The organism is Microbacterium sp. MPKO10 (genome assembly GCF_026107415.2).
In the GTDB taxonomy this organism is placed as follows: Bacteria; Actinomycetota; Actinomycetes; order Actinomycetales; family Microbacteriaceae; genus Paramicrobacterium.
In genome coordinates, this window is record NZ_JAPCHX010000005.1 from 245361 (window position 1) to 268212 (window position 22852).

The window sequence follows — 22852 nt, forward strand, 5'->3', positions numbered from 1 at the left end:
TCTAGCATCGACGACGAGCACCGGCAACTCCCCGTTCACGCGCGCCGCATAGACTGAGAGCACACCGATCGTGTCAGAGGAGAATGCCCGTGCGCACACGCGAAGACGTCGAATGCTGGCTCACCGATATGGACGGCGTGCTCGTCCACGAGAACCATGCCGTCCCTGGGGCATCCGAGCTCTTGCAGCAGTGGCGATTCGAAAACAAGCCGTTCCTCGTGCTCACCAACAATTCCATCTTCACTCCCCGTGATCTGAGCGCGCGTCTGCGCGCATCGGGGCTCGATGTTCCCGAAGAGTCGATCTGGACATCGGCACTCGCGACGGCGGCATTTCTGAAGGAGCAGGCGCCCGGTGGATCGGCGTTCGTCATCGGTGAGGCGGGGCTCACGACGGCGCTGCACGAGGCCGGGTTCATCATGACCGAAACGAAGCCTGACTTCGTCGTCGTTGGCGAGACACGCAACTACTCCTTCGAGGCGATCACCAAGGCGATCCGCTGCATCAATGCGGGCGCGCGCTTCATCGCGACAAATCCGGATGCTACAGGGCCCAGTGCCGAAGGCGCGCTACCCGCAACCGGGGCTATCTCGGCGCTCATCACCAAGGCAACGGGCAGAGAGCCCTACGTCGTCGGCAAGCCGAACCCGATGATGTTCCGGTCGGCGCTCAATCGCATCGGTGCGCATTCCGAGAACACGGGGATGATCGGCGACCGCATGGATACCGATGTCGTCGCGGGCATCGAAGCCGGGCTGCACACCGTGCTCGTGCTGACTGGCATCAGCAACCAGGCCGAGATCGAGAAGTACCCGTTCCGGCCGAGCGAGGTGCTGGGCAGCGTCGCCGATCTGCTCGCCGACGAACCCATTGAGACCGAAACCTATTGAGAGCCTCTCCTGAGTGCCTGAGGTGAGGGCCTGACACCTGCCGATGGCCCGGGACCTGCCGATGGTCTGACACCGACGACGACCTGCTCCGGCGTTGTGCGTGCACAGCCGGCCAGAACACGTGCTCAGCCGGCCGGTACGAGGCTTCCGGTCAGCGGGTCGCCCGATGAGCGGTTGACGAAGCAGTAGTAGTTGCGCTCGCCCTCGTTCCACTGCTCTTCGGTGACGGGATAGCTGCCCTGCACCTGCACGTCACCGTACTCCCCCGCCGCGGCGAGGTCGAGCACGCTCGGGTCACTGCACTTGAGGTAGATCTGGCTGGCCAGTTCGTCTTCACCAGGGAAGGCGGCATTCTCGTCGTCGCCCATCGTGCCGACCGATACCAGCTGTGCATCGTGCTCGCCCTCGCAGTCGACGACGGTGAATTCCTCCGCCCACGGAGAGTCGTAGTCGCCGAGGCATTCGCCGCCACGCAGCATGTCCCATGCGTATGTGCCCGGGGGCAGAGTTCCCTCAGCGGGGATCGACACGGTGGGCGTCGGCGTGCTGGTTTCGCTGGGCTGTGGCTGCGAGGCGGACACCATGCCGGGGATCAGCGTTCCCACCCAGAACAGCCCGCCGAGCACAACAACGGCGACGACGGCGAGACCGACGAGAAGCATCGGCCGTGAATTGCGTGATCCGCCGTCGGAGCCACCGGTACGCGCCGGCGCGTCCGGTGGAGCCGGTGGGGCCGACCGCTCGGAGCGAGGTGCGGCCGCGGGCGTCTGGATCGCCGCGGGTGCAGTGGCGGTGCTTTCGAACAGGGCGCGCAGCCGCGCACTCGTCTCTGTTTCGTCTCCCGTTGCTGACGAACTCGGTGCCGATTCGTTCGGCGTCGGTTCCTGCCCTGTCGGCTCGGGACCCCGTCGCTTCGAGCCTCCGAAAAGATCCAGGATGCCGAGGTCGGGGCCCTCGGTCGTCTCCTCGAGCGGGACGCCGACCTCGTCGGCGAGCGCCTCGGCCTCCGCACGCTCAGCGTCGTCGGGGAACTCGACTTTCTCTGGCAGCAACGGCTCGTCGAGAGCGGGCGCCGCGGCTGCAGACTTCGGAACGGGGACACCCATGACTTCCGCGTCGTCGGCAGCATCCTCGTCGTCGGCCTCACTGTCAAGCGCAGACAGCGTGGCCTCGTCATAGAGCCGGTCGTACGCACCGGGCTCGGCAAACGCGGCGTCGGCCGCTGCCTGCTCCGGCGAGACAGCGCCGGTCTCATGATCGGCGAAAGGATCGAACGCCGCCGTCGGGGTATCTTCCGCGATTGCCCCCGATTCAGCAGGGTCATCCGCAGATGCGGGCTCGGGGCCCGGCTCAGATTTCTGCTTGTCGGTAGCGGCAACGAGCGGGTCGGGCTCGGCATTGGGCGTGAGCCCCCATGAGAAGCCTCCGTCGTTCGCTGGCGGCGCCGGCGGCGGTGTGGGTGGCTTCGGGTCGCTCGCTGCGCGGTCTGCCATCACGTCGAATGCCTGTGTCGGAGCCCCGTCATCGGCGTCACGACTCTGCTCGGGTGCAGCCTTCGTCGTTTTCGCCTCGGATTCTTCGGATTCCTGACGCGCTGCTTCCTCGTGCTGTCTGCGCCGGAAGCGACGACGCAACGATCGACGCCCCTCTTCTTGCGTTGCGGGCGGCGCCGTCTCATCGTCGATCGTGCTGTACGCGCCGGTGTCGTCGAGCTGCGACAACAGCCAGTCGGCCCCCAGGTCGGTCTCGCCGGTTTCCGGGTCCGGTCGGTCTGTGTCTTTCTCGTCGTCGTCGCGTGGAGTCACGATGCCAATCCCAGATCGTCAAGGGTCAGAGCGGCGTAATAGTCGTACCCCGCTTCTTCGATAGCTTCCCGTGCTCCGGTGTTCCGGTCAACTACCACAGCGACACCGGCGATCTCGGCACCGACCTTCTTCAACGCCTCAATCGCGGTCAAGGGCGATCCACCCGTCGTGGAGGTGTCTTCGACGACGATGACACGCTTGCCCGCGAGGTCGGGTCCCTCGACCTGCCGACCGCGACCGTGGTCCTTCGGCTCTTTGCGCACGACGAATGCGTCGATATCGCTGCCGCGAGCGGCGCCCTGGTGCAGGATCGCCGCGGCGATCGGGTCGGCGCCCATTGTCAGCCCGCCTACGGCGAAGACATCGGGGACGTCGGAAATCAGGTCGAGCATGACCTGACCGATCAGCGGGGCAACACGGTGGTCGAGGCTCACTTTGCGCAGATCAACGTAGAAGCTCGCCTTCTTTCCGCTGGTGAGTGTGAAGTCACCATGGAACACGGCTTCGGTCGAAATGTGGTCGATGAGTTGGCTACGTGCGTCAGTCACGTCCTTTAGTTTAGGGTGCGCGACAGTCTGCTTGGCCACCAGATCGCCTTGCCGATGTCTGTGCTGAGCGCCGGGACAAGCAGCGAGCGCACGATGATGGTGTCCAGAAGCACCCCGAACGCCACGATGAACGAGATCTGCACGAGGAACAGAATCGGCAGTACCCCGAGCGCGGCGAAGGTCGCCGCCAGCACGACTCCCGCTGAGGTGATCACGCCTCCCGTGGCGACAAGGCCCCGGGTAACGCCCTCGCGTGTGCCATGCACTGTGGACTCTTCGCGCACGCGTGTCATGAGGAAGATGTTGTAGTCGATGCCGAGGGCGACGAGGAAGACAAACCCGAACATCGGCACGCTGGGATCCGCCCCAGGGAACTGGAAGATGCCGTTGAACACGAGTGACGACACGCCGAGCGCCGAGGCGAACGACAGCACAACGGTCAGCACCAGCAGAACCGGTGCGAGGATCGAGCGCAGCAGCAGCATCAGGATGATCAGGATCACCACGAGAACGAGAGGAATGACGAGGTTGCGGTCGTGCACCGACGCGTCGATGGTGTCGATGGCCGTGGCCGCGACCCCTCCGACAAGCACATCCCCGTCAGCATCGGCGAACTCGGCGCGGAGGTGCCGCACGACCTCCTCAGCCTCGGCGGAATCACCGGGGGCCTCGAGTGTCGCCTGCAGCATCACGTCACCGTCGACGACCTTCGGATCCCCATCAATGGGCCCGCGTGGGCCGTGCGTCGGCTGAACGCCATCGTCGGTAACCGGGAGTGTTCCGCTTGGGGAATCGTCAGAGATGACGGCGAGAGAGTCCACACCGTCTGCGGACAACACGGTGTCTGAGACAGCATCCAGAGACGTCTCGGGGGCGATGATGACCGCGGGAGTTCCCGCGCTGCCGGGGAAATGCTCGTCGAGCACAGCCTGGCCATCACGTGCCTCGGAATGCCCGATGACGAACTCACTCTGCGAGACGCCGTCGGCTTTCAACCCGACGAGGCCGAACGCGGCAGCCGCGAGCACCACGGTGCTGGCGATCCAGATCGTGCGCGGGCGCCGTGAGACGAAGCGAGCGATGGCGGGCCACAGACCGGTACCGTCTGCCCCCTTGTCGAGCACGTGCTCTTGACCGAAGCGTGGGCGGATTGGCCAGAACGCCACGCGGCCGGCCCACATGAGCAGTGCGGGCAGCAGCGTCAGGCTCGCGAGCAAAGCGAACACGATGCCGATGGCGGCGACGGGGCCGAGTGCCTTGTTCGAGTTCAGCTCGCTGAGAAGCAGGCACAGCAGACCCGCGATCACGGTGCCGCCGGAGGCGAGGATGGCAGGGGTGGCCCCGCGGAGCGCCGCCCACGCGGCATCCCATTTCTTGTCATAGTCGCGCAGAGCCTCGCGGAACCGCGAGACATAGAGCAGCGAGTAGTCGGTCGCCGCGCCGATCACGAGGATCATCAGGATGCCCTGCGTCTGACCCGAGAGCACGACGACGTCTTGCTTGGCGAGCTCCACGACGGTGAACATGGCCCCGGTGAGCGCCACAAGGCTCGTGCCGAGCACGATGAACGGCAGCAGCGGTGAGCGATACACGATGATGAGGATCACGAGCACGACGGCGAGCGCCACGATGAGCAGAAGCCCGTCGAGACCGCCGAAGGCGTCGACGATGTCGGCTGAGAGCCCCGCGGGGCCGGCAACGGCGGCGTCAAGACCGTCGGGCATCTCCTCAGCGACGTACGCACGGATGGTCTCGACCGTGTCTGCCGGCTTGATGGAGGCATCGAGCGGCACCACGACCTGAACGGCTTCGCCGTCATCCGAGAGAATCGCCGGTGAGACACCGTCGCCGTCGACGCCCTCGATCCCGGAGATGTGGTCGATCACCGCGTCGATCGTCGTGCTGTCAGCATCCGTGATCCCCGAGTCGCGTTCGAACACGATGACCGCGGGAACCACGTCATCGCCCCGGAACTCGGGCTCGAGTTCGTGCACCTGTGTCGCGTCGGCGCTGGCCGGAAGGTGCTGCACCTGATCGTTCTCGGCCACGTCATTGACCTGGCCGAACGCGGAGCCGCCCGCGCCGAACACGACGAACCAGACGAGAATGAGCATGACGGGAGTGACGACTCGGACCCATCGCGGCGTCGACGAGGGCGCAGCCTGGCGTGGTGCAGCGTGGTTCGATGCAGCATGCTTCGGTGCGTCCTGGTGCGGAGAAGGTGTGTGCGACATAGGGTCCTTTGCGCAAGATTCTCGATGACACCTCAACGCTATGGTTGCCGTCACGGCTCCGGCCTCGCCCAAAAGTTTGATTCCGCACCGGGTAGCGTTGAGGCATGCGCATCGCCACCTGGAACGTCAACTCCATCCGCACCCGAGTGGGGCGCGTCGTCGACTGGCTCGTCAGGGAAGATGTCGACGTGCTCGGGATGCAGGAGATCAAGTGTCGCCCCGATCAGTTTCCGGTCGAGCCCTTCGAAGAGGCCGGCTACGACCTGCAGATCCACGGGCTCAATCAGTGGAACGGTGTCGCCTTTGCCAGCCGTCTGCCCATGACCGACGTGCAGCACGGGTTCACGCGGATCCCCGGATTCGGCAAACCCCCGAAGATTGAGCACGAGCTCGACGATGACGGTGTTCCCATCGAGGCGCGCGCACTCGGCGTGACCATCGACGGCGTTCGCCTCTACAGCCTCTATGTTCCCAACGGGCGCGGGCTCGACGACCCCCACTTCAGCTACAAGCTCACGTGGCTCGACCGCCTGCGTGAGCAGGTGGAGTCGACGCTGGCCGCCGATCCGGACCTGCCCCTTGCCCTGATGGGAGATTTCAACGTCGCTCCTTTCGATGCCGACATGGGCGACCCTTCGTTCGTCGCCGGAGAATCGACGCATATCTCAGAACCTGAGCGGCAGGCATTCCACGCGTTCGAATCGGCAGGACTCACGGACGTCGTGCGCCCTCTCGTTCCCGAAGGCTTCACGTTCTGGGATTACAAGCGACTGCGCTTTCCTCGCAACGAAGGCATGCGCATCGACTTCGTCCTCGGCTCGCATGCCTTCGCCGATCGGGTGACGGATGCTGCGATTCACCGCGATGAGCGCAAGGGAGACTCCCCGAGCGATCATGTCCCCGTCGTCGTCGACATCTCCTCAGAGGGCGATGACGACGACATGCCCATGATCTTCGGCTGAGGAGGTCATGGTGAGCGACAAGACACAACAGGCGAAGCGGCTGACGGGCTCGTCTCGCGGCTGGGACATCGGGATCTCCGTCACCGTGCTGTGTCTGGGCGCGGTTGTGCTCGTGATCACCTTCTTGATCGCTCTGTTCGGAATCCTGATGGTGAGCTCCTGCTCTGGCGAGTGCAGCGCCCCGCTGTTTCTGGGCGGCTGGCTCATCGCCACGATCCTGCCGTTCGCGCTGCTGATCATCGGCACCATCTGGTCAATCGTTTTCATGGTGCGTGCACGGCGGGCCCTGCTGATCGCCATCGGAACGATCGTCATCGCGCTCGCTGCCTGGGCCGGTGGTCTCGCGATGATGATCGCGGCGACTCCCGGCTTCACCTGGTAGCTATGCCAGCAGCGCAGCGATCACAATAAGGGCGGGCACTGCAAGCACGGTCGACAGCAGGACGGCATCGCGCGCGAACACCTCGGCGGTTTCGAACCGCGTCGCATAGTTGAAGACGTTCTGCGCTGAAGGCAGCGCGGCGAGGACCGTCGCGGCGAACAGGTGGTCGCCCTCGAGGCCGAAGACGAACCCTGCGACCGCGAAAGCGACGAGTGGCATAACTGCCGACTTCAGCAGCGCGGCGACAAGAACACGCGGCCGCCCTGTTCCCGCGCGCAACGGGCGCTGACCGCTCAGCGACATGCCGAACGCCAGGAGCATCAGCGGCACGGCAGCACCGCCGATCAGCTCGAACGGCGCGTACACAGCATCCGGAAGCTGCACTCCCGTCGCGGCGATGACCACTCCCGCGATCGAGGCGATGATGATCGGATTGCGCACGGGCTGCGTCAGAATCGACATCACCGACACTTTTCCTGGTCCGGTGACGTCGAGAACGGCCAGGGCGACGGGCGTGAAGACGATCAACTGAAGCAGCATGATGGGCGCGACGAACTGAGCGTCTCCCAGAACGTAGACGGCGACGGGGAGACCAATATTGTTGGCGTTGACGTACCCGGATGCGAGCGCACCGATCGTCGCTTCGCCCGCCGAGCGCCGCCACACGATCAGGTTCACGACGACGAACAGGCCACCCGAGACGAGGGCAGCGATCAGCGCCACCGAGATGAACGACGAGAAGATCAGAGTCACGTCGGCATGCGCGAGCACGTCGAAGAGAAGCGCGGGACTCGCGATGAAGAAAGCCAGATGCTGGATGCTGCGGCCCGCCGTCGCCCCGCCGATCTGGAGCCGGCCCGCGACGAAGCCCACGGCGATCACCACGCCGATGATGGCGAATCCCGTCAGCACTCCCGTCACGCTCCGAGCCTAGTGGAGGTACCACGCGGGGCTTCCGGGGAATGCTCGCCTGACGTAGGCTCGGGACTATGCCGCACATGGATGTGCCGGATGGTCGGCTGTATTACGAGACAGAGGGGCGGCGGGAGGATCCCGCGCTTCTGCTGATTCACGCCGGCATCGCGACATTGCGCATGTGGGATCCGCTGATTCCCGCATTGGCCGAACACCACTATGTGATCCGCTTCGATACGCGCGGGTTCGGCGAGACCGACTCCGATGACGTCGAGTTCTCGAACTGCGACGATGCTCTGCGGCTCCTCGATGAGCTCGGCATCGAGCGCGCGACGGTGATCGGTTCGTCCCGAGGCGGCCAGATCGCCCTCGACCTCGCCGTCGAGCACGGTGACCGGGTGGCCGGCATCGTGACCATCGGTTCGGGCCCGAGCGGGTTCCCCGAGATCGAGCTCACCGAGACGGAAGACGACCTGTTCGACCAGATCGATGCCGCGTGGGAGGCACGCGACTGGCCGGTCTCCATGGATGCCGAGGTGCGTCTGTGGGCCGTCGGCCCGCTGCGGGATCCCGGCGACATCGACCCGGACTTCCTCGAGACTGCGCGGATGCTCAACAGGTTCAACATCTCGAAGGTCGATCAGAATCCGATTCCGCGAGCGCTGGAGCGCCCCGCTTTCGATCGCGTCGTCGATATTGGTGTGCCGACGCTCGTTGTCGTGGGCGAGTATGACATTACGCCTGCTCTGATGCAGTTCGAATACCTTGCCGAGCAGATCCCGGATGCCGACTCCTCATGCATTGACGACACGGCGCACCTGCCCAGTGTCGAACGACCAGGCGCCTTCCTCACGGTGCTTGAGCCGTGGCTGGCGAAGCACAGCCTCTGATCCCCGTCCGACCGGGTTTCCGCTTGCTCGGGCCCCGGCTGGCCTGGCCACGCGGCGGAGCGGGTGGCCTTTCGTCGTGACGTGAGTGACACTGGAAGTGCGCACGGCGCCAACCCTGTTCGTGCGCAGGCTCCGACCAGGAACCTCGAAACAATCGCCCACGAGGAGATATCGACGATGCTGTCACCCCACTCAAACACACGCAGAACCGAACAACACAGCGCAGACGCCTTCAGCGCACCGGAGCTCGAGCACGAGCGAGTACTCATCACACGCGGACCTCGCTCCGGACTCACCATCAGCGTCGCCGTGCACTCGACAGCTCTCGGTCCTGCCCTGGGCGGCGCCCGCGTCTGGACGTATCGGAGCTGGCGTGAGGCTTTCGCCGACTCTCTCCGCCTCGCCGAAGGCATGACCTATAAGAACGCGGCGGCCGGACTCGCCCGCGGAGGCGGAAAGTCTGTGGTCTTCGTTCCCGAGGGAACAGTTCTGGATGCCGAACGCAAACGTGACGCCATGCTCGACCTCGGAGACGCCGTCGAGACGCTCGGCGGCACCTACTACACGGCCGAAGACGTCGGAACGTCGGCTGATGACATGGCGACGGTCGCCGAACGCACCGCCCACGTCGAAGGACTCCCCGCAGACCGCGGCGGTGTCGGCGAACCGAGCGATGCGACAGCCGCCGGCGTCTACTCGGCAGTCACGGCCACCCTCGATGCCGTTTTCGGCAGTCCGATTCCGGCCGAGCGCCGTGCCGTCATCTCCGGGTTGGGCCAGGTGGGCGGGCGCCTCGCCCGGCGCCTCGCTGCCGAAGGTGCCCGCCTCATCGTCACCGATGTGAATCCAGCCCGCAGGGCCCTGGCCGAAGAGATCGGGGCAAGTTGGATCGAGCCCGGTGACGAGCACCAGTTCGAGACCGATCTCTTCATCCCCTGCGGGGTCGGCGGGGCACTCACGCCCGATGTCATCGCATCGTTGCGCTGCAAGGCTGTCGTCGGCGCGGCCAACAACCAGCTGGAGCGCCACGATGGCGCGGAGCAGCTCGCCGAGCGCGGCATCCTCTGGGCCCCGGACTTCGTGGTGAACGCCGGAGGCGTCATTTACATCGACATGGCGTCAAGGCCCGGTGCCGACCGTCACGCGATCGAAGAGCGCGTCGAGCACATCGGCGACACCCTTCGTTCGATCTTCGAGCAGTCGCAGTCTGAGGGCATCACAACGCTCGAGGCCGCGGAGCGCCTCGCTCGGGCTCGCCTCGAAGCCGTGCCCGCCGGAGTGTAACTCCCCGTCGAGAAGCGGCTGTCCGGCCCCTGCCGGGCAGCCGCTTCGTCATCGTGCAGCGTCGCTATCCGATGAGGCTTGGCTCCAGGTCACGCATCGTGCGGAACCGGGTCATCCGAGCGACACCGAGGACCGTGAGCGCAAGCGCCGCGACCAACCAGATCACCAGCACGATGGCGTCCTGACCCGCGGCGGCATAACTGCCGCCGTACATGAATTGTCGTAGGGCATCCACCGTGTACGGCATCGGGAAGGCGAAGTGGAGCGCGCGCAGCGGCTCGGGCAGAGTCTGCCAGGGGAACGTGCCCCCGGCGGTGACGAGCTGCACCACCATCAGCACCAGACCGAGGAATTGCCCCACACTGCCGAACCACACGTTAAGCGCGAGGATGATGGCCGCGAATGCCGCTGATGACAGCGCCATGATGCCGAAGGCTCCCCAGGGTTGATGGACGGTGAAGCCGAGAGCCCCGGAGACGATGAAGTAGAGAGCGATCATCTGAATCGCGCCCAGCCCGGCCGGCATCATCCACCCGGCGAGAGTCGTCCTGATCGGCGTGCGCATCGCCGTGATCGCCCGCTTCGAGACGGGCTTGATGATGAGGAAGAGCGCGTAGATGCCGATCCACGCCGCGAGTGCGACGAAGAATGGGGCGAGCCCTGCTCCGTAGGTTCCGGCTTTCGTAACAGCCGACGTCGAGACATCGACGGGGTCGGCGATCGTCGATGCCTGTTTGTCACGCAGCTCTTCAGACGAATCCGGAATCTGAGCGACGCCATCCTTGAGTCCATCGCGCAGCTCGGTCGCTCCGCCGAGCAATGAGCTGAGCCCATCGCGCAGCGAGACCGCGCCCTCCGACGCGGTGGCTGCGCCGTCCTCAAGCTGCTGAGCACCCGCCGCGGCGTCACTGATGCCGGCGGTGAGCGCAGGCATCGCATCGGCAAGGCTCCGGGCGCCGCTCGACACCTGCCATGCGCCGCTCGAGAGCTCATCGATGGAGCTGACGGTGCTCTGCACAGTGGAGTTGACGGCGTCGGCCTTCGTGCCGAGAGGGTCGAGCTTGGCCAGCACCTCGGCAATCTGCTCGTCGTCGTAGCCCTGCTCGGCCAGCCAGGCGCTGATGTCGTCACGGACTCCAGGAAGTGCGCCGTTAAAGCTTTCGGATGCTGCGGCGACAGCATCCGCTGCATCGGCAATCTTCTGATTGCCCGCCGCCACCTGCGCCGCCCCGTTCGCGAGTTCCTCCGTCTGCCCAGGAAGTGCCTGCGTCTTGCTCTTCAACTCGTCGAGACCGTCCGACAGATCGGTGGCACCCGTCGTGAGCGCGGCGAGACCGTCGGCGAGGTCACTCGATCCGTCGTGTGCCGTTTGGGCACCGTCGACGAGCTGCGAGGCCCCATCAGCCGCATCCACCAGATTCACTCTGATCTCGGCGATCGCATCGAGCATCCGGCCCGCTGCCTGTTCGTTCACCATCGAAACGATCTGCTCTTTGATCGTCGTGATCGCCGACTCTCCGATCGTCGACGCAAGATAACTGTTCGCGTCGTTCGTCGTCAGCACGACTTCGGCCTGATGGGGGTCATCGGACTCGGACGAGACGATCGACTCAGAGAACTCAGCCGGGATTGTCACCGAGAAGTCGAAGTCCCCCGCGGCCACACCGTGCTCGGCGGATGCCCGGCTGACGCGACTCCACGAAAACGTGTCGTCTTCGAGCATCGACTCAGCGATCTCATCGCCATAGTTCGTGTACTCGTCGCCTTCGCCGACGCCCTCGTCATCAACAACGAGAGCGACAGGCACCTGGTCAAGGTTGTCGTATGGATCCTGGTTGGCCCACAGATACAGCCCGCCGTAGAGCAGGGGAACGACCATGAGGGCGAGAAGAGCGAGCTTCGCCATCGGAGTGGCAGTGAGGCGCGCGAACTCGGCGCGCAGCATCGCGAAGATCTTCACGACAGTTCTCCCGTCTGAAACAGAGGTACGGCATCGGCGGCGACGGTCTCAGACACGTCGAGACCGGTAAGACTGCTGATCGCCGTTGCCGAGGAGTACCCGGCAATCACGAGCACACCGAACCCGCGCGCGGCGAACGTTCGGCAGATCCGCCACCATTCGAGAGGATCGCCACCGTGACGGTCGGGCGAGACCAGCACGAGAATCTCGACGCCGGGCCGACGTGAGGCGAGCTCAAGCAGCATCCTGACTCTGTCTGCCGATTCGAGCTGCGAGATGTCGCGCTTCCGTACGGCCGTCAGGTGGAGTTCGTCGAGGGCATCGCGCACGGCGATGGGGTGGGACGGCAGGCCTGCGAACATCAGCTCTTCGCTGACGACGCGCCACACCGGCACGTTCGGCGCAGGGTCGCTGATATCCGGAGCATCGATGAGGGCAACAGCACGGCGCAATGTGCGTGCGGACTCGTCGCCGTCGACGGTGACGGATCCGGCTGTCGGCTTCATCCGCCCCGATGCGATAAGCCCAAGGACCGTGGGCCGCTGCTCGGTATCGGCACGCACGAAAGTGACGTGCTCTGATTGGACGACGACCGTGGTCGGCGGAAGCACCTCAGAGTCCTTCCCTTTGTTCACCCCATTTACCTCGATGCGCATTGCATCCCTCCGTCGCTCCTGGTCAACTCGCCTACGCTAACGCCATCCTGCTCGTGGTCCATGTTTGGCACCCACACGTTGCACACTTGTGCGGGTACCCTTCATCTCGGCGATACGCGGAAAATCGGCACATCGTTTCCACTCCACGCACTGAAACTGCACGCACTCTTACAAGACGCAACGTTATCGCCGAATCATCCACTTTTCACGGCGGTTTCCCGCGTAACCTCGATTGCGAAGACCGGAATTGTGACCGAGCGAGGAGGCTCCCATGGAACGCACCGTTATCGACGCCGTTGCGCCGTCCGACGCGCAGGACGGCGACCTCGCGACGCATCCTGCATGGCTGAGGCTGAAGACCGCAGCTGAGGCCCTGCAGCCACTGCAGTCGAAAGACGGCTCGATCGAAAACCCGGATGCTCACGCCGCAGCACGCGCTCACGTCACTGACCTCGTCGACAGCGTGGCCGAGCTGGCACCGTTCTTCCCCGAAGACGACGAGTACCTCACCGCGGTGCAGGCCGACTTTCGCCGCTGGGTGGACGACGGCTTCGGCGTCCCCGATTTCTACGACGCCCTCGTCGCCTTCCACCCCGAAAAGCACCGCATCGACGGGTTGAAGCACCTTGTCGTCTTCCCGATGTACACGCAGAACGGATCACGCAATCGCCACGTCGAAGCCGTGCTCGTCGAGGTGCTGTGGCCCGACTTCATCGCGGAGCTCGAGGCCGGCGATTTCTCAAACAAGCTCTTCGTGCCCATCCGCTTCCTCGACTTCACATCCGGCTACGACACCAACGCAGCTGTGCTGTTCCCTGAGACTGTCGCCATGCGCGAGATCCCTGCGTTCACGTGGGGCGCGATCTTCCAGGATCGCGAGGCCGCGCGCTTTCGCCGCGTTGTCACTGCAGCATCCGAAATCACGAAGCTCGATCTGCCTGCCGAGGCCCGTGAGCTTCTTGAGAACCAGCGGCTCGCCGAAGAGACGTTTGTGATGTGGGATCTCATCCACGACCGCACGCACATGCGCGGCGACCTGCCGTTCGACCCGTTCATGATCAAGCAGCGCTCTCCCTACTTCATGTACGCGCTTGAAGAGATGCGTTGCGACATGACGGCGTTCCGCGAGTCGGTGCGGCTTGAACGCGACCTCACGGCACGTGCACAGGGTGATGGCGAGTCGCTGACGGATGCCGAGGCAGAGATTCTGCGTCACGCGAAGCTCGTGCAGTACGCCGTGATCTTCGATCGCATCTTCCGCTTCGCTCTCACCGGAAGCCGCAGCCGCAACTACGACGGGCTCGGCGGGCAGCTGCTCTTCGCCTGGCTTCACCAGCGTGGAGTGCTGCACTGGACGGACACGACACTCACGATCGACTGGAACGACGTCCCCGATGTCGTCGTCGCGCTCGGCGACGCCATCAACGATCTCTACTGGCGATCGATCGACCGACCGAAGAAATCGCATTGGCTCGCCGCGTACGACCTTGTCCGCTCGGTCCTCGAACCGCATCCGGCCTCGGCCTGGGCGCGCGGACTCGACGATGAGACGCTCTCGGGGCTTCCTCGAGGCATGACGGATGCTGTCCTCGACGACGAATTCCCGCTCTCGATGTTCTACGAGGCACTCGGCAAGAAGATGGGCGACGTCATCGAATCGACGTCCGGCATCACCAGTAACGATTGATTCTGACGCTCCGAGCAACGTCACCCAGATAAATCCGCCCCGTGGCGGATGACCGCGGAGCCCGATCTCGCTACCGTTGAGGCATGAGCGACACTATCGATCCGATCGATCCGGCTGACGCGGGCTGGCGACGCCCGCCGGCGACGCGTGCTCAGCGTCGCAGCGATGGCCTCGGCGCTCTCGTTCTGTTCGCGTGCATGATGCCGAGTGCCGTGCTCTACGAACTGACCGGCGCGATGGGCCAGGACGGCCCGATGTGGCTGACCGTCGTCTGGGCGGCAGTGATGTGCGGCATGCTGGCATTCCGGCGACGCTGGCCAAGCATCACGGCACTCGTCGTCGCCGCCGCGTACATCACCGGCATGGAGCTCGGCACGCGCGAGCTGCTCTTCAGCCAGATTGTGCTGTTCATCGCGATCTACACCGTCGGCGCGTGGGTGGGCGACCGCCGTATCGTGCGGTTCACCCTGGGCGCGATCATCGGGGCGATGCTCATCTGGCTGGCAATCGCGATGTTCATCTCCGTGACCGATTCGGGCACGAGCGATGACTTCAACGGCTTCGGCACACAAACGGCGATGCTCGCGTACTTCGGCATCCAGATCATCACAAATCTGCTGTATTTCGGCGGAGCCACGTACTTCGGCACCCATGCCTACCGCTCGGCCAGGCAGCGCGCCGAGCTCGAGTACCGCACGCAGCAGCTCGAACGCGAGCGCGAACTGTCCGCCGAGCAGGCCGTCGCCCTGGAGCGCGTGCGCATTGCCCGCGAACTTCACGATGTCGTCGCCCACCATGTCTCAGTCATGGGCGTGCAGGCCGGGGCAGCCCGAACGGTGATGGAGACGAATCCGGATGCTGCGCGAGAGGCGCTCGGTGCCATCGAACAGAATGCCCGAACGGCGATCGATGAACTCCACAGCCTCGTCGGCACGCTCAGGCAGAGCGATGACGATGATGAGGCATCGCGGAGCGTGAGCACCATCGACGTCTCTCAGCTCGATGACCTCGTCGCCGAGTCGACAGCCGCCGGACTCCCGGCAACGTTGGAGACCCATGGCACGGTGCGTCCGCTTTCAGGAACCGTGTCGCTGACGCTCTATCGCGTTGCGCAAGAGGCACTCACAAACGCCCGCAAGTATGCCGGCCCCGACGCCACCGCCGATGTTCGCCTGCGGTATCTCGAGTCTTCGGTCGAACTGGAGGTCACCAACACCGGGATCGTTCCCGCCAAGCCGCGCCCGGGCGGACTCGGACATCTGGGAATGCGCGAGCGCGTTGCCGCCGTCGGCGGCGAGGTTGAGATCGGGCCGCGGTCGCGCGGCGGCTACCTGGTGCGAGCACGGATCCCGATTGCGACACGCTCTCCTGCCCACAACACGACCGGAGTCACCGCATGAACACGCGCGTTCTTCTCGCCGATGACCACGAGATGGTGCGAGCCGGATTCCGCATCATCCTTGACGCGCAACCAGATATCGAGGTGGTCGGCGAAGCCGAGAATGGCGAGCACGCCGTCGAACGCGCACGCGAGCTCGCTCCCGATGTCGTGTGCATGGACGTCCAGATGCCCGTGCTCGATGGTCTGGAGGCCACGCGGCTCGTGACAGCATCCACCGATGCCGCCGTGATCATGCTCACAACATTCGATCGTGAGGACTACCTGTTTGCCGCGCTCGATGCGGGAGCAAGCGGATTCCTGCTCAAGAACTCGAGCCCTGAGAAACTTGTCGAGGCCGTGCGCACGATTGCGGCGGGGGACGCACTGCTCTCCCCCGAGGTGACGCGCCGGGTCATCCAGAGGTTTGCCACCACGGGATCTGCTGATGCCAAGCGCCCGGCACAGGTGCGCGAACTCGAGGAGCTCACTGACCGCGAGGGCGAGGTGTTGCAGCTTGTGGCGCAAGGCCTCTCGAACTCAGAGATTGCGGCGAAGCTGTTTGTCGGAGATGCGACGGTGAAGTCACACGTCTCGAAGATCCTGCAGAAGCTCGAGCTGCGCGACCGCATCCAGGCCGTGGTCTTCGCCTATGAGAACGGCGTGGTCGTTCCCGGTTCCTGACCCTGCTCCTGCTCGTCGCCGAGCGGCGGCGCCGCGACAAGGGATTCCTCCGAGATCTCGGCGCGAGAGAACGGTCCGCGGCCATCACGCAGATGCTGCGGTTCCGAGAACTCGACGATCCACACGCGTGCCTGTGCGCTCTGACCCGTCACCCCGGTGTGCGGAAGAACAGCTCCCGTTCCGACGATGAGCCCAGTCGGCTCGTCGGGAAAGCTGTCGCCCGTCAGACCGTCGATGACGTACACGGGAACGCCGATGCCGAACGGCGAGCTCACGGCATCCGCTGCCTTTTGAGATGAGGGGCGTCTGCCCGAGCGAAACCACACACCTCCAGTGTGTCAGGTATCCGCGGCCGTGGACGCCGCCAGGCTCTCAGATGGCGATGCATCACACGACGTGCCCGTCGAGAACGCTCAGCAGCCGCAGCTTCTCAGCGCTCTCGCTGCCGGGCGTCGCCGTGAACACCAGCAGTGCCTGACTCTGATCGACGTCGAAGAGCGACTGACAGTAGACGTCGATGACGCCGACCTCCGCGTGCACGAGACGCTTATTCTGGCTGTGCTTGCGGCCCACCCGGTGCTCGGCCCAGAGCGCAGCGAACTCGGTGCTGACCTCGGTCAGAGCGTCAACGACCTCCGCAACGCGAGAGGGCCTGCCGTCCCGTGTGAACGCCGTGCGCAGATCGGCGACGAAGTCCCTGGCCCGCGCCTCGTGGTCTTCCGCGGGATACACGGCGCGGGAGGTCGGATCCGTGAACCAGCGGTAGACGACGCTTCTGTCGAGACCAGCGAACCGGGTCTCATCACCGAAGATTGTGACGGCCGGCCCCGTTTGGTGTAGACACTCGCCCGCACCGTTGACGACCATCGCCGGGGTGTCTGCGAGGCGGTCGAGGATCCGCATGATTCCGGCATCGACGTGACGGCCGCCCGTGTCACGGCGCGGTACGGGGAATCCGCCGAGCCGCAGCAGGTGATCACGCTCATCGAGCGAGAGCCGGAGCCCCCGCGCGAGCGCCGAGAGCATCTGCTCGCTGGGGTGGGGACCGCGGCTCTGCTCCATGCGGCTGTAGTAGTCGACAGAGAGCCCGGCGAGCGCCGCTACCTCCTCACGTCGGAGACCGCCCGTTCGCCGACGCGGTCCGCGTGGCATCCCGACGTCTTCGGGCTGGAGCCCCGCACGCCGGGTGCGGAGAAAATCAGCGAGCTGCTCTCTGTCGTCGCTCATCATGGTCCTATTCTGCCGAACTCTGCCGACCGTGGATCAGAGACGCATGCCCCCCGAGGCTTCAATGCGCTGCCCGGTCACCCAGCCCATGTTCTCGGACGCCACTGCGGCAACCGCAGCCCCGATGTCGTCGGGAAGACCGACGTGCCCCATGGCGATGGCGCCCGCCAGCATGCTCCGCACGTTCTCGTCGTCGCGGAGCATCCCGCCCCCGAAATCGGTTCCCGTCGCACCGGGTGCGATGGCGTTCACGGTGATCCTCCGCGGTGCCAGTTCCTGTGCCAGATAGCGCGTCCAGACCTCGATGGCTCCCTTCGCCGCCGCGTACACCGAGTAGCCATTCTCACCCACAAACCGGGCGAGTCCGCTCGAGGTGTTGATGATGCGGCCGCTCTCGGCAATGTGCGGTGCCAGTGCCTGCGTCAGCATGACGACACCGACGACGTGCACATCGAGAGCATCGCGGACAGCCTGCGCATCGATACTGCCGAGGGGCGACCAGACGGCGGCGCCCGCGTTGTTGACAACGATGTCGATCGTGTCGCGACCCCACGTGCCCGTCAGCTCACTGCGCATACGCGTGACGAATGCGTCGAATGAGCCCGGGTCGCTGAGGTCGAGGTGGAGTGCGACGGCACGGCGCCCGAGCGCGCTGATGGCGTCGACGACGGATGCTGCTTCACGCTCTCCGGTGCGATAGGTGACGATGATATCGGCACCGCTCTGGGCGAGGGCGAGAGCTTCGCTGCGTCCGATGCCACGGTTGGAGCCCGTGACGAGGGCAATGCGTTGGTGTTTTTCAGTCATGAGACTTACTCTCGCGCTGAACGCGGCGGCGAGGAATGCCACGCTGAACCAGGGATCATTGATCCTCCCCTCGGTGGTTTCCTCAGCGCCTCCCGCAGCGCTCCCCCGGTGAGTCACCAATGCGCATTCTCACGGTTAAGCCTCGCAGCGCCTCCCCAGAGCTTTTCTCTCGGCTCTTCTCCCCCGCGAGGATGATGACCGAAACCCGCCCCGCGGCGGATGCCGTGCGGTACCGCTGCGCAATAGCGTTGAGTCAGAACGAAGGAAAGGACCGACAGTGCTCGAGATCTCCGGCATCACCAAGAGCTTCGGCACCCGCCGTGTGCTGAACGACGTCACCTTCTCCGTCTCCCCTGGCCGGCTCACCGGCTTTGTCGGGGGCAACGGTGCGGGCAAGACCACGACGATGCGGGTCATTCTGGGCCTGTTGGCATCGGACGCCGGACGGGTGACGTTCGACGGCACCCCGCTGACAGCATCCGACCGTCGCGCATTCGGCTACATGCCGGAAGAACGCGGTCTCTACCCGAAGATGAAGGTGGCCGAGCAGCTGATCTATCTGGCGCGCCTGCATGGACTCAGCCACGATCGTGCGCAGCGCAATGCCAACCGGCTCCTCGAAAGCCTCGACCTGGACGAACGCGCCCACGACCCGATCGAAGACCTCTCGCTCGGCAACCAGCAGCGCGCACAGATCGCCGCCGCGCTGGTCCACGAGCCGACGACGCTCATTCTCGACGAGCCGTTCTCCGGCCTCGATCCGATCGCCGTCGACTCGGTCGTGGGCGTCCTCGGCGAGTATGCGGCGGGCGGCGTGCCCGTGCTGTTCTCCAGCCATCAGCTCGACATCGTCGAGCGCCTGTGCGACGACCTGGTGATCATCGCGGGTGGTGAGGTGCGTGCCGCCGGTGGCCGCGAGCAGCTCCGGGCCCAGCACTCGACAAACCGCTTCGAACTGCTCTTCACCGGGGACGCCGGGTGGCTGCGCGAGACGGAGGGCGTCACCGTTCTCGACTTCGACGGCGGCTACGCCCTCTTCGACGTCGACACCGCCGCCACGGCGCAGCGCGTTCTCCGTCGCGCCGTCGACGAGGGTGCCGTCACGACGTTCACTCCCAAGCATCCGTCGCTCGCCGAGATCTTCAAGGAGGTCATCGCATGACCGCGCCCACAGGCACACCCGCACCCAGCTTCTTCTCCAGCACCTGGCTGGTCGCACAGCGCGAGATCATGGCGCGGCTGCGCAGCAAGGCATTCGTCATCTCGACGATCATCCTGTTCGTCATCGCTCTTGGGGGAATGATCGTCGGTGGAATCGTCGCGCAGAATCAGTCGGCCATGCCGGTCGCCGCGGTCGGATCCGCCGCCGAGAGCATCCAGGGCGATGATGCATATGAAATCACAGAGGTCGGCTCTGTCGACGAGGCGAAGACCTTGGTGGAAGACGGTGACGTCGACGCCGCGCTTGTCCCCGACGACTCGGCGGCCGGAGTCGCCATCATCGCCGACACTGAGGCTCCGACCTCGCTCATGATGCAGCTCAGCGTCACGCCAGATGTCACACTTTTGGACACATCGGGCGACAATTCGTTCGTCGCCTACTTCGTCGCGATCGGCTTTGGGCTCGTGTTCATGATGTCGGCGATGACGTTCGGCAGCGTGATTGCCCAGAGCGTCGTCGAAGAGAAGCAGACCCGCGTCGTTGAGATCCTCATGTCGGCAATTCCCGTGCGTTCGCTGCTCGCCGGAAAGGTGCTCGGCAACTCGATTCTCGCCTTCGGGCAGATCGCCGCCCTCGCCGTGCTGTCGATCGTGGGGCTCTCGATCATCGGGCAGAGCGAGCTGTTGCTTGGGCTCGGCGCCCCCATTCTCTGGTTCGTCGCGTTCTTCGCCATCGGTTTCGTCCTTCTCGCCGCCATGTTCGCGGCGACAGGGTCGATGGTCTCGCGGCAAGAGGACATCGGGTCGACCACGACTCCGGTCACGATGCTCATCATGCTGCCGTACTTCCTCGTCATCTTCTTCCACGACAATCCGCTGGTTCTCGGCATCATGTCCTACGTGCCGTTCTCGGCACCAGTCGGGATGCCGATGCGTCTGTTCCTCGGAACAGCCAGCTGGTGGGAACCGCTGCTGTCGCTCGTCGTGCTGGCAGCATCCGCCGTTCTTGTCGTCATCATCGGCGCACGCATCTACGAGAACTCGCTGCTGAAGATGGGCTCGCGCGTCAAGTGGGGGGAAGCGCTTCGGCACTGATCAGCGCATGCTGAACGTTGCGCGCCCGCGGAACCTTGCGGGCGCGCAACCTATGTGCACAGGAGCGCACTAGACGACCAGTGGCGCGAACCGCACACTGGAGGCATGGCCAAAATCGAATTGCCCGAGCACCCGCTCGACGCGACACTCATCGACATGGGTTCGCACCAGCTGCTCACGCTCGAACGGACGATGCCGCACTCAACGGCGACGCTGTGGCCCGCCCTCACGCAACGCTCTGTCGTCGGACGCTGGGCACCATTTTCGCCCGATCGCGATCTCGACCGGCTGGGCCCCGTCACGCTTCGCCAGGCCGATGATCTTAAGGCGAATGCCAATCCGGGCAAGGTGCTGACGGCGGCGAGCCAGCAGATGCTGTCGCTGAACTGGGTAGACGACCGCATCGATATCGAACTGGCTCCGTCGCCCGAAGGCACCATTGTGCAGCTCAGCCAGGTGTTTGTCGATGCGTCGCTCGCACCGAGTCTTGCGGCCGGATGGCACATTTGCCTGCAGGCGCTTGACGCCGTCGCGGGCGGCACCCAGATTCCGCTCGTCACGGGCGTCGCCGCACACGCTGCCGGCTGGGATTCCCTCTACGACGAGTATGCGCGGATGCTGGGATTCGACAGTTGATCGCTGACGCAAGAATCTCGCACGATTCGTGCGCGTGACGCACCCAATCACGCCCGCGGATACGTGAGGATGGAGGAGTGAACTCTCTGCACGACCCCACACGCACACAATTCGCTTCCGACAACTACGCGGGTGCCCACCCGGAGGTCCTCGACGCGCTCGCGGCGGCCAACGGCGGCCACCAGATCGCCTACGGTGAAGACGTCTACACGGCGCGCCTCACCGAGGTCTTCGAGTCGCACTTCGGCACCGGCATCCACGTATTTCCCGTCTTCAATGGAACCGGCGCCAACGTTATCGGACTGCAGTCGATGCTTCCGCGCTGGGGCGCTGTGATCACAGCATCCACCGCTCACATCCACGTGGACGAAAACGGCGCACCCGAGCGCGTGGGCGGCATGAAGCTGCTGACCGTTGACACGCCGGACGGCAAGCTCACCCCCGAGCTCATCGACACCGAGGCGTGGGGCTGGGGCGACGAGCACCGCGCGCAGCCACTCGTGGTCTCCATCACGCAATCGACCGAGGTGGGCACGGTCTACACCGCTGACGAGGTGCGCGCGATCGCCGACCACGTGCACAAACACGGGATGCTGCTACACATGGACGGTGCGCGCATCGCCAATGCCGCCGCCTCGCTCGACGTGCCGCTGCGCGCGATCACGCGAGACGCCGGAGTCGACGTCATGAGCTTCGGCGGCACAAAAAACGGGCTGCTGTTCGGCGAGGCCGTCATCGTGTTCACCGAACAGGCATCGACCGGCCTGACGTACCTGCGCAAGATGAACATGCAGCTCGCCTCGAAGCTGCGCTTCATCTCGGCCCAGCTCATCGCGCTGCTCGAGGGCGACCTCTGGCTGCGTTCCGCCCGCCACGCAAACGCCATGGCCGCACTGCTGCGCGGCAGGCTCGACGGCCTCATCACCGAGGGCCAGTTGCCGGGCCTGGGCTTCTCGCAGGCCACGCAGGCGAACGCGATCTTCGCGAAGCTTCCTGACGGCGTCGCTGACCGGGTGCGCGAGAACTTCCGTTTCTACGATTGGGATGCTGACACGAACGAAGTGCGGTGGATGTGCGCTTTCGACACCTCCGAAGCCGACATCGACGCATTCGTCGCGGCGATCAGACAGGCGTTCGCGGCGTAGAACATGCTGAGGCAGCATCCGGGATTCCCTCCGGGAGCGTCCAGGCTGCGGTGACATACTTGCCGCATGCCCGGACGGTCTCCCGCGTCTTCACGCCCTGAATGGGACCTCGTGGCATCGGTGATCCTGCAGGTGCTGCTCGTCATGACCGTCGGCCTGACGCTCCTCGTCGGCAGCTTCCTTGGGCTCTCGACGATCCCCTGCATCGAAATCGGCCGCTACTGCAACTTCGGGCTCATCGGCACGGGCACGACCATCGCCCTGTGGGTGCCGCTCGCCGCCGTGATCGTCTTCACCGTCTGGACGATCCGGCGTCTCGTGACCGGGCGCATGGCTTACTGGGTCCCCCTCATCGGTCTGCTCGTGTGCGTGGCCGGGTACGGGATCGGCTCGGTGCTCGTGTCAATCGGGATGCCGTTGCCTCTCTTCACGCGTTGACATCGCATGACCCGGACATCTTCACGATTCCTTCGTGACACCGTCGAGACGCCTTCATGACGAAGCGT

Annotated in this window: 22 protein-coding genes; 13 read left to right on the plus strand and 9 right to left on the minus strand. The window is 65.0% G+C overall.

Going from position 1 to position 22852, the window contains the following annotated elements; translation table 11 throughout:
- The first annotated feature begins 83 nt into the window (after positions 1-83).
- Complete coding sequence (locus OK352_RS12170) at positions 84-890, plus strand: HAD-IIA family hydrolase (RefSeq protein ID WP_372338105.1); 807 nt, start codon at positions 84-86, stop codon at positions 888-890.
- Positions 891-1015: 125 nt separating this feature from the next.
- Here the strand turns inward: OK352_RS12170 and OK352_RS12175 are convergent, their stop codons facing one another.
- Genes OK352_RS12175 through OK352_RS12185 form a run of 3 tightly spaced genes read right to left on the minus strand, consistent with a single transcriptional unit; the run spans position 1016 to position 5477 of the window.
- Positions 1016-2695 (minus strand): septum formation family protein, encoded by a 1680-nt coding sequence (locus OK352_RS12175; protein ID WP_265141757.1) that lies wholly within the window; start codon positions 2693-2695, stop codon positions 1016-1018.
- On the minus strand, positions 2692-3243 hold the full coding sequence (gene pyrE, locus OK352_RS12180) for an orotate phosphoribosyltransferase (protein WP_265141758.1): 552 nt from the start codon (positions 3241-3243) through the stop codon (positions 2692-2694). Before pyrE ends, OK352_RS12175 begins: the two co-directional genes overlap by 4 nt.
- A 5-nt stretch (positions 3244-3248) precedes the next feature.
- Positions 3249-5477, minus strand: a complete 2229-nt coding sequence (locus tag OK352_RS12185; RefSeq protein WP_306387797.1) for an MMPL family transporter — start codon at positions 5475-5477, stop codon at positions 3249-3251.
- 104 nt (positions 5478-5581) lie between these two features.
- Here OK352_RS12185 and OK352_RS12190 point away from each other — a divergent pair, with 104 nt between their 5' ends.
- Positions 5582-6439: an exodeoxyribonuclease III gene (locus tag OK352_RS12190; protein ID WP_265141759.1), complete on the plus strand. Its 858-nt coding sequence runs from the start codon at positions 5582-5584 to the stop codon at positions 6437-6439.
- A gap of 10 nt (positions 6440-6449) precedes the next feature.
- On the plus strand, positions 6450-6821 hold the full coding sequence (locus OK352_RS12195) for a hypothetical protein (protein WP_265141760.1): 372 nt from the start codon (positions 6450-6452) through the stop codon (positions 6819-6821).
- On the opposite strand, the gene OK352_RS12200 is transcribed toward OK352_RS12195, so the two are convergent.
- Complete coding sequence (locus OK352_RS12200; RefSeq protein WP_265141761.1) at positions 6822-7742, minus strand: AEC family transporter; 921 nt, start codon at positions 7740-7742, stop codon at positions 6822-6824.
- 68 nt (positions 7743-7810) lie between these two features.
- Here OK352_RS12200 and OK352_RS12205 point away from each other — a divergent pair, with 68 nt between their 5' ends.
- Positions 7811-8626: an alpha/beta fold hydrolase gene (locus OK352_RS12205; protein WP_265141762.1), complete on the plus strand. Its 816-nt coding sequence runs from the start codon at positions 7811-7813 to the stop codon at positions 8624-8626.
- Positions 8627-8707: 81 nt separating this feature from the next.
- Entirely contained in the window at positions 8708-9910 is a 1203-nt protein-coding gene (locus OK352_RS12210) for a Glu/Leu/Phe/Val dehydrogenase family protein (protein WP_265141763.1), read from the plus strand.
- Between the two features lie 64 nt (positions 9911-9974).
- On the opposite strand, the gene OK352_RS12215 is transcribed toward OK352_RS12210, so the two are convergent.
- Positions 9975-11870, minus strand: a complete 1896-nt coding sequence (locus OK352_RS12215) for a YhgE/Pip domain-containing protein (protein ID WP_265141764.1) — start codon at positions 11868-11870, stop codon at positions 9975-9977.
- Positions 11867-12526: a P-loop NTPase family protein gene (locus OK352_RS12220; RefSeq protein WP_265141765.1), complete on the minus strand. Its 660-nt coding sequence runs from the start codon at positions 12524-12526 to the stop codon at positions 11867-11869. The genes OK352_RS12215 and OK352_RS12220 overlap by 4 nt, the downstream gene beginning before the upstream one ends.
- 271 nt (positions 12527-12797) lie before the next feature.
- On the opposite strand from OK352_RS12220, the gene OK352_RS12225 reads away from it, so the two are divergent.
- The 3 genes from OK352_RS12225 (at position 12798) to OK352_RS12235 (ending at position 16275) form a co-directional block, all read left to right on the plus strand.
- Positions 12798-14213 (plus strand): DUF6421 family protein, encoded by a 1416-nt coding sequence (locus OK352_RS12225; RefSeq protein WP_265141766.1) that lies wholly within the window; start codon positions 12798-12800, stop codon positions 14211-14213.
- Between the two features lie 83 nt (positions 14214-14296).
- Positions 14297-15613, plus strand: coding sequence for a sensor histidine kinase (locus OK352_RS12230; RefSeq protein ID WP_265141767.1), 1317 nt, complete (start codon positions 14297-14299; stop codon positions 15611-15613).
- Positions 15610-16275 (plus strand): response regulator, encoded by a 666-nt coding sequence (locus OK352_RS12235; protein WP_265141768.1) that lies wholly within the window; start codon positions 15610-15612, stop codon positions 16273-16275. Before OK352_RS12230 ends, OK352_RS12235 begins: the two co-directional genes overlap by 4 nt.
- Here the strand turns inward: OK352_RS12235 and OK352_RS12240 are convergent.
- The 3 genes from OK352_RS12240 to OK352_RS12250 all read right to left on the minus strand — a co-directional run bounded on the left by OK352_RS12240 (position 16242) and on the right by OK352_RS12250 (position 18309).
- Positions 16242-16601: a hypothetical protein gene (locus OK352_RS12240; protein ID WP_265141769.1), complete on the minus strand. Its 360-nt coding sequence runs from the start codon at positions 16599-16601 to the stop codon at positions 16242-16244. The two genes, OK352_RS12235 and OK352_RS12240, sit on opposite strands and share 34 nt — an antisense overlap.
- A 61-nt stretch (positions 16602-16662) precedes the next feature.
- The gene (locus tag OK352_RS12245; RefSeq protein ID WP_306387798.1) at positions 16663-17505 is read right to left on the minus strand and encodes a helix-turn-helix transcriptional regulator; all 843 of its coding nucleotides are present in this window, start codon (positions 17503-17505) and stop codon (positions 16663-16665) included.
- Between the two features lie 33 nt (positions 17506-17538).
- Positions 17539-18309 (minus strand): SDR family NAD(P)-dependent oxidoreductase, encoded by a 771-nt coding sequence (locus OK352_RS12250; RefSeq protein ID WP_265141770.1) that lies wholly within the window; start codon positions 18307-18309, stop codon positions 17539-17541.
- A 277-nt stretch (positions 18310-18586) separates the two neighbouring features.
- Between OK352_RS12250 and OK352_RS12255 the strand changes: the two genes are divergently transcribed.
- The 5 genes from OK352_RS12255 to OK352_RS12275 all read left to right on the plus strand — a co-directional run bounded on the left by OK352_RS12255 (position 18587) and on the right by OK352_RS12275 (position 22784).
- On the plus strand, positions 18587-19471 hold the full coding sequence (locus OK352_RS12255; RefSeq protein WP_265141771.1) for an ABC transporter ATP-binding protein: 885 nt from the start codon (positions 18587-18589) through the stop codon (positions 19469-19471).
- A complete protein-coding gene (locus tag OK352_RS12260) occupies positions 19468-20565 on the plus strand; it encodes an ABC transporter permease (protein ID WP_265141772.1) in 1098 nt (365 codons plus the stop codon). The genes OK352_RS12255 and OK352_RS12260 overlap by 4 nt, the downstream gene beginning before the upstream one ends.
- A 105-nt stretch (positions 20566-20670) precedes the next feature.
- Positions 20671-21201 (plus strand): SRPBCC domain-containing protein, encoded by a 531-nt coding sequence (locus tag OK352_RS12265; RefSeq protein WP_265141773.1) that lies wholly within the window; start codon positions 20671-20673, stop codon positions 21199-21201.
- Positions 21202-21278: 77 nt separating this feature from the next.
- Positions 21279-22346 (plus strand): threonine aldolase family protein, encoded by a 1068-nt coding sequence (locus OK352_RS12270; RefSeq protein WP_265141774.1) that lies wholly within the window; start codon positions 21279-21281, stop codon positions 22344-22346.
- Between the two features lie 66 nt (positions 22347-22412).
- On the plus strand, positions 22413-22784 hold the full coding sequence (locus OK352_RS12275) for a hypothetical protein (protein ID WP_265141775.1): 372 nt from the start codon (positions 22413-22415) through the stop codon (positions 22782-22784).
- Positions 22785-22852: the final 68 nt, after the last annotated feature.

Bases quoted from the DNA above. Each gene is read 5' to 3' on its own strand.
- OK352_RS12170 (WP_372338105.1), top strand. From the start codon at position 84: ATGCCCGTGCGCACACGCGAAGACGTCGAATGCTGGCTCACCGATATG.
- OK352_RS12185 (WP_306387797.1), bottom strand. From the start codon at position 5,477: ATGTCGCACACACCTTCTCCGCACCAGGACGCACCGAAGCATGCTGCA.
- OK352_RS12190 (WP_265141759.1), top strand. From the start codon at position 5,582: ATGCGCATCGCCACCTGGAACGTCAACTCCATCCGCACCCGAGTGGGG.
- OK352_RS12205 (WP_265141762.1), top strand. From the start codon at position 7,811: ATGCCGCACATGGATGTGCCGGATGGTCGGCTGTATTACGAGACAGAG.
- OK352_RS12220 (WP_265141765.1), bottom strand. From the start codon at position 12,526: ATGCGCATCGAGGTAAATGGGGTGAACAAAGGGAAGGACTCTGAGGTG.
- OK352_RS12225 (WP_265141766.1), top strand. From the start codon at position 12,798: ATGGAACGCACCGTTATCGACGCCGTTGCGCCGTCCGACGCGCAGGAC.
- OK352_RS12230 (WP_265141767.1), top strand. From the start codon at position 14,297: ATGAGCGACACTATCGATCCGATCGATCCGGCTGACGCGGGCTGGCGA.
- OK352_RS12235 (WP_265141768.1), top strand. From the start codon at position 15,610: ATGAACACGCGCGTTCTTCTCGCCGATGACCACGAGATGGTGCGAGCC.
- OK352_RS12245 (WP_306387798.1), bottom strand. From the start codon at position 17,505: ATGATGAGCGACGACAGAGAGCAGCTCGCTGATTTTCTCCGCACCCGG.
- OK352_RS12250 (WP_265141770.1), bottom strand. From the start codon at position 18,309: ATGACTGAAAAACACCAACGCATTGCCCTCGTCACGGGCTCCAACCGT.
- OK352_RS12260 (WP_265141772.1), top strand. From the start codon at position 19,468: ATGACCGCGCCCACAGGCACACCCGCACCCAGCTTCTTCTCCAGCACC.
- OK352_RS12265 (WP_265141773.1), top strand. From the start codon at position 20,671: ATGGCCAAAATCGAATTGCCCGAGCACCCGCTCGACGCGACACTCATC.
- OK352_RS12275 (WP_265141775.1), top strand. From the start codon at position 22,413: ATGCCCGGACGGTCTCCCGCGTCTTCACGCCCTGAATGGGACCTCGTG.